The sequence below is a fragment of the Sediminibacillus sp. JSM 1682029 genome (genome assembly GCF_041366435.1).
GTDB lineage: Bacteria > Bacillota > Bacilli > Bacillales > Amphibacillaceae > Sediminibacillus > Sediminibacillus terrae.
The window spans coordinates 76,467-83,237 of sequence record NZ_JBEWYY010000014.1; the positions used below are offsets into that span (position 1 = coordinate 76,467).

Below are 6,771 nucleotides of genomic sequence, written 5' to 3' on the forward strand. Positions count from 1 at the left end.
CAAATTCGACAAATTATTTCTTCGTTTAGGCAGGAATTGGACAGGGTATTGTGGAATAATAAATACATAAGGTTAAAAAGGAGGCACTGACATGAAATTCAACATTCGTGGTGAGAATCTAGAGGTGACTGAATCCATAAGCAGTTACGTGGAGAAGAAGATCAGTAAGCTAGAACGGTATTTTGAAAAACCGCCAACATCCGATGTATATGTTAATCTAGGTGTCTATAATGATGAGCAGGTAATCGAAGTAACCATCCCGATGACCAATCTGCTGTTGCGGGCAGAGGAACGACACAGCGATTTATATGCTGCCATCGACCTTGTAGTGGATAAATTAGAACGGCAAATCCGTAAATATAAAACAAAAGTCAATCGAAAATCTCGGCAAAACGGCGCTCCTAAACATGTTTTCGCAGAACTCGAACAGGAGGCGTTGGAAAGCCAATTGAATCAGGAAGAAATGGAAGAAGATGCGGGCGTTGAAATCGTCCGTACCAAGCGTTTCAATTTGAAACCGATGGATTCAGAGGAAGCAGTCCTGCAAATGGATATGCTGGGCCACGCTTTCTATGTATTCACCAACTCGATTACAGGTGATACGAATGTCGTCTATCGCCGACGGGACGGCCGCTACGGTTTAATCGAACCGAATGAGGCTTAATTGCTTCCTTAATAAAAATGATAATTGACAAGTATGAAGTCAGAATAAATTCCATGTTGTATTTTTGTAAAGAAACGGTCCAGCAGATATTGATCGCTGGACCGTTGTTTTGTTTTTAGTAATGTGAGAACCGCCGTTTCAGTGTCCGATCTAACCCTTCCCTTCTTTTGCGAATTTACTTTCTAAAGCAGCATCGCTGTACGCCCTATATTTCATATCCCTTTTTTAAAAATATTTTCTTTTCGCCAAACTTATAGTTTGCGAGTTATATTACCATTTAAATTCAGAAAATCCTCCTAGCAAACGTATCGTTTCAGGGGGATTTTTTTTGGGTTTTAAGTAAATGACGATTTTCCGGGAAATAAATCGTGTGGTATAACATACTTAACACGGAAACAGGCTGGATAAAAATGGCGGCGCTTACCCTCTCCGGCCTGTTCCGTCCATTTATTCCATACCTCAAGGGAGGGAGCGCATATGGCAGTCGACCATTGCAAACAATGTGAATACCAAAAAAGTATCCTGAAGCAACACGAAGATACGATCACCCAGCTGCTGGAAATCATCGCTGTGACCAACAGGAAGCTGGCAGAATTAGAAGCGAAGCATATCAAGTTCGAGAAAGTTTATTTCTTTCAACAGCATGCTCCCCGTTTCACCGTACCTCCCAAAGCCTCGCACGTCACCTCTATGCTCCCTCGCCTGCATAAGTAGCCCGCTCCTCCGGGCTGCTTATTTTATCTATCTGGAAAAGCCTTCCTCCATTCCCGGGCGCTTTCTTGTCATCGCCCCCCGCTAGTGTTATTATTGATTTTGGACTAACCTATTTCTTACAGATTTAAAATATAGGAGAAAGAAAGCCTGTTTTATGAGCTTTCCTAAATAAAGAGGAGCGTTTTACATGCGTGGATTACTGAAGAAAGTTTTCGGGGATGGTAACCAACGTCAAGTGAACCGTCTGCAAAAAACCGCAGATGAAATAGAAGCGCTGGAACCTGAATACGAGCGATTGACAGATGAAGAGTTACGAAATAAAACAGAAGCATTTAAAGAGCGTTATCAAAACGGAGAAGACTTGGACAGTATGTTGCCGGAAGCATATGCAGTTGTCAGAGAAGGCGCCAAGCGCGTGTTGAATATGCGTCCATTCCCTGTCCAGTTACTGGGTGCGATAGCCCTGCATGAAGGAAATATTGCGGAGATGAAGACAGGGGAGGGTAAAACCCTTGCTTCGACCATGCCCGCCTACCTGAATGCTTTGACTGGCAAAGGTGTCCATATCGTCACGGTCAACGATTATTTGGCTGAACGTGATGCCAACCAGATGGGCGAACTGTTTCAATTTTTAGGACTCAGGGTCGGCATCAACAGCAACGGGTTGAGCAAAGATGAAAAACGTGCCGCCTATGCTGCGGACATCACCTATGGAACCAACAATGAATATGGTTTCGATTATTTGCGTGACAATATGGTGCTCTACAAAGAACAGATGGTGCAACGACCGTTGCATTTTGCCATCATTGATGAAGTAGACTCGATTTTGATCGACGAAGCGAGAACGCCTTTGATCATTTCCGGCTCGGCTCAAAAATCGGCGAGTCTTTACCAGCAGGCGAATGCTTATGTGCGTACACTTCGCAATGAAGAAGATTACACATATGATGAAAAAACAAAAGGGGTTCAACTGACCGAAGAAGGGATCAACAAAGCGGAACGCTTTTTCGGAATAGAGAACTTGTTTGATTTGAACAATGTAACCTTGACACACCATATCAACCAGGCCTTGAAGGCCCATGTTTCGATGCACCGTGATAGCGACTATGTGGTGGAAGAAGGGGAAGTCGTCATTGTCGATCAGTTTACAGGCCGCTTGATGAAAGGCCGGCGTTATAGTGATGGGTTGCATCAGGCGATTGAGGCAAAAGAAGGCTTGCAGATTCAAAACGAAAGCATGACCTTGGCATCGATCACTTTCCAGAACTTTTTCCGGATGTATGAAAAACTTTCCGGGATGACCGGTACGGCAAAAACAGAGGAAGAGGAATTCCGCAATATTTACAACATGGATGTTATGGTGATTCCGACCAACAAGCCGATCATTCGTGATGACAAAGCGGATCTCATCTACCAGTCGATGGAAGGGAAATTCCGGGCAGTGGTCGAGGAAATCAAAGAACGGCATGAAGCTGGACAGCCAGTACTTGTCGGTACGGTTGCCGTCGAAACGTCCGAGTTGATTTCCAAGCTATTGAAAAAAGCGGGTGTCCCACATAATGTGTTGAATGCGAAAAACCATTATCGTGAAGCAGAAATCATTGAGGATGCCGGACAAAAGGGTGCTGTTACGATTGCCACCAACATGGCCGGACGCGGTACCGATATTAAACTAGGAGACGGTGTCAAAGAACTGGGCGGTCTAGCCGTTATTGGCACAGAGCGACATGAATCCCGCCGGATCGATAACCAGCTGCGTGGTCGTTCCGGTCGTCAAGGAGACCCGGGTGTAACGCAATTTTATCTTTCCATGGAAGATGAATTGATGCGCCGTTTCGGTTCTGACAACATGAAAGCGATGATGGAGCGTTTCGGCATGGATGATACCCAGCCGATTGAGAGTAAAATGGTTTCCAGGGCCGTCGAATCTGCTCAAAAACGAGTCGAAGGCAACAACTTCGATGCTCGTAAAACGATTCTTTCCTATGACGATGTACTGCGTCAGCAAAGGGAAATCATCTACAAACAGCGTTTCGAAGTGATTGATTCCGATGATCTCCGCGAAATCATCGAGCGGATGATGCAGTCTACGATCGAGAGGACCGTTCAATCCTATACTTCTGATGAAGAGGAAGAAAACTGGGACTTGAACGCATTAGTCGAATATCTGCATGCCAACCTGCTGGAACGAGAGGACATTACAGTCGATGATTTGACCGGAAAAGATCCGGAGGAAATGATCGATGTAATCTTCGAAAAAGCGAAGCAGCGCTACGACAAGAAAGAAGAAGAATTGACACCTGAACAAATGCGCGAATTCGAAAAGGTCATCCTGCTCCGTTCGGTAGATACAAAATGGATGGACCATATCGACCAAATGGATCAGTTACGTCAGGGGATCCACCTGCGTGCATATGGTCAAAATGATCCACTCCGTGAGTATCAAATGGAAGGCTTTGCGATGTTTGAACAAATGATCGCTGCCATCGAAGAAGAGGTTTCCAAGTATGTCATGAAGGCACAAATCAGGGAAAACCTCCAGCGGGAAGAAGTAGTCAAGAATACGCAGGCTGTTTCCGGCGGCCAAGAAGAGAAGAAGAAAACGAAAAAGCCGTATGTCAAAACGGACACAGTAGGCAGAAATGACCCTTGTCCATGCGGCAGCGGGAAAAAATATAAAAACTGTCACGGGCGCTAATGCTCAAGCAGAGGAAAGGAAGACACTTCTTTAGCAGGAAGTGTTTTCCGTTGTCCGGAACGGGAAAACGTTGATAAACAATCATTTGAGGTGACGACAAAATGGAATTAGTGGAAATAAGGCAAGAGTTGGACAAAATGGCTAAGCGATTAGCGGACTTCAGGGGGTCTCTTTGACTTAGAACAAAAGAGGGCCCGTATCGCTGAATTGGAAGAAGAAATGACTGCACCGGACTTCTGGGATGACCAGCAGGAAGCACAAAAGGTCATCAACGAAGTGAACGGTTTGAAGGAACTTGTTGAAAACTTCGATAAACATGAAGAAGCCCATGAAAACTTGGAAGTATCCTATGAACTTGTCAAAGAGGAAAATGATGAGGATCTTCGCGAGGAATTAGAGTCGGAGGTCAACAAATTGACAGAAGCACTCAACAATTACGAGTTGTTCATTTTGTTGTCGGAGCCGTATGACAAAAACAATGCAATCCTGGAACTGCACCCAGGTGCAGGCGGTACAGAATCCCAGGACTGGGCCAGCATGCTGCTGCGGATGTACACACGCTGGGCGGAAAGAAAGAATTTCAAGGTGGAAACGATGGATTATCTGCCTGGTGAAGAGGCAGGAGTGAAAAGTGTAACCCTTTTGATTAAAGGGCATAATGCATATGGTTACTTGAAAGCGGAAAAGGGCGTACATCGTCTGGTCCGGATATCGCCGTTCGACTCTTCGGGAAGAAGGCATACATCCTTTGTTTCCTGTGAAGTGATGCCAGAGCTGGATGACAGTATCGATGTAGACGTGCAAACGGAAGATTTGAAAATCGACACTTACCGTTCCAGCGGTGCCGGCGGACAGCACGTTAACACCACGGATTCCGCGGTCCGGATCACTCACATCCCGACGAACACCGTTGTTACTTGTCAATCGGAACGTTCCCAGATTAAGAACAGGGAACAAGCGATGAAGATGTTGAAAGCGAAACTGTATCAATTGGAAATCGAAAAACAGCAGCAAGAGTTGAATGAAATCCGTGGAGAACAGAAGGAAATAGGCTGGGGAAGCCAAATTCGTTCGTATGTATTTCATCCTTATTCCATGGTCAAGGATCACCGCACCAATCATGAAATCGGAAATACGCAAGGCGTCATGGACGGAGACATCGATCCGTTCATCGATGCTTACTTACGTTCTCAAATGTAAGGATTAGAAAGACTGGAAGTGCCAAGTTGCATTTACCAGTCTTTTTTTCGATCATGGAGATTGATGAGGATTGGAGAATGAGTGAGAAAACGGAAGACAGTCAGGCCCTCCTCATCCTCTTTCCTACGTTTACCAGGCTGGCAGTTAGGCTATTATTTGTATAGGTAAGAAAAGAAGAGGAAGTGACGTTATGCATGAATTGACGAAACGCAAGTGGTTTGTCCCGGCTGTGGGAATTATTTTGTTGTTATTGATTATTTATTTATTGGATTTGGTGAGTTTTGTGTTCACCCCGCTTGTCATTATCTTTACAACGCTGGCGGCTCCGCTCATTGTTGCAGGTGTTTTATACTATTTGATGAGGCCGTTTGTCCACTTTGGAAGTAAATATATGCCGGATTCTCTGGCGATTTTGCTGGTTTATTTATTGGCCGCCGGAGTACTGACAGGACTCGTCTTTCTGATCGGTCCGCCTTTACAGCAGCAATTTTCCAGACTTGTGGAAAATATCCCTCAGATAGTCGATAGTGTGCAAGGCTGGATTGCAGATGTACAAAGCAATGGCTGGGTTCAGCGGTTTCAGGAGAATGGCAATGTTTCCACTGATCAACTGGTCAGCAAGGCCGGAGATTACCTTAGCAGTTCGCTGGAGTCGATAGGCTCCAATATTGTGTCGGTAATCACCACGATAACGAATATTGTGGTATTACTTGTTACCGTTCCATTTATTCTGTTTTACATGCTGCGCGAAGGCGGCAAGCTGCCAAACAGGCTCTTGCGCTTCACTCCCAACAAATATGAGAGCGAGGGAAGAAAAGTACTGAAGGATTTGGATCATGCATTAAGCTCTTATATTCAAGGGCAGCTGATAGTCAGCCTTTGTGTTGGTACACTGCTTACGATAGGTTACTTCATTCTCGGATTGGAATTTTCCCTGGTGCTGGGGGTCGTTGCAACAGTGACAAACGTCGTCCCATTTATCGGACCGTTTATCGGGACAGCACCTGCTGTGATCGTCGGCTTTACGGAGTCGCCTGTAAAAGCATTGCTTGTCCTGCTGGTGATCGTCATCGTTCAGCAAATCGACAGCAACTTTATCTCTCCTCAAGTAATGGGAAAAAAGCTGGACATCCATCCGTTGACAGTCATCTTAATATTGCTTGTAGCAGCCAATTTCGGAGGCATCATCGGTTTGATTTTGGCAGTTCCCGCTTATGCAGTAGGGAAATCGATCGTCGTCAACATGTACCGATTCATCCTTATCCACCGCAAAGCAAAATCTGAAGAACAAGTATGAATGGGGACGCCCCCTGCCGATTTAGCTTGGTAAAGCGTTGTCGCGCTAATGAGCTAACGTGGTGGGGGACTGTCCCATTGGCATTGCATCAATGGGTCACCCTCCCTTATTAGTTAAAATTTTACATTGTGGTCTTGATGTAAGATAAAAAAAGAGAATCCGGTCTTAAAGTAGACCTAGTTCCCATTATTTTACATG

General features: G+C 45.2%; 5 protein-coding genes. All 5 read left to right on the forward strand.

Annotated features, from left to right (window positions below; genetic code table 11):
- Positions 1-91 precede the first annotated feature (91 nt).
- The 5 genes from hpf to ABVF09_RS18140 all read left to right on the forward strand — a co-directional run bounded on the left by hpf (position 92) and on the right by ABVF09_RS18140 (position 6,573).
- Positions 92-664, forward strand: coding sequence for a ribosome hibernation-promoting factor, HPF/YfiA family (gene hpf / locus ABVF09_RS18120; RefSeq protein ID WP_153463213.1), 573 nt, complete (start codon positions 92-94; stop codon positions 662-664).
- 477 nt (positions 665-1,141) lie between these two features.
- Positions 1,142-1,378, forward strand: coding sequence for a hypothetical protein (locus ABVF09_RS18125; protein WP_371069788.1), 237 nt, complete (start codon positions 1,142-1,144; stop codon positions 1,376-1,378).
- A gap of 187 nt (positions 1,379-1,565) precedes the next feature.
- A complete protein-coding gene (gene secA / locus ABVF09_RS18130; RefSeq protein ID WP_371069789.1) occupies positions 1,566-4,076 on the forward strand; it encodes a preprotein translocase subunit SecA in 2,511 nt (836 codons plus the stop codon).
- A 101-nt stretch (positions 4,077-4,177) separates the two neighbouring features.
- Positions 4,178-5,276, forward strand: a protein-coding gene (gene prfB / locus ABVF09_RS18135) for a peptide chain release factor 2 (protein WP_235162508.1) whose coding sequence is annotated in 2 segments (ribosomal slippage) — positions 4,178-4,240 and positions 4,242-5,276 — 1,098 coding nt in all. Because the reading frame shifts where the segments join, the coding sequence is not laid out codon by codon here.
- A gap of 190 nt (positions 5,277-5,466) precedes the next feature.
- Positions 5,467-6,573: an AI-2E family transporter gene (locus ABVF09_RS18140; RefSeq protein WP_035427020.1), complete on the forward strand. Its 1,107-nt coding sequence runs from the start codon at positions 5,467-5,469 to the stop codon at positions 6,571-6,573.
- Positions 6,574-6,771 lie beyond the last annotated feature (198 nt).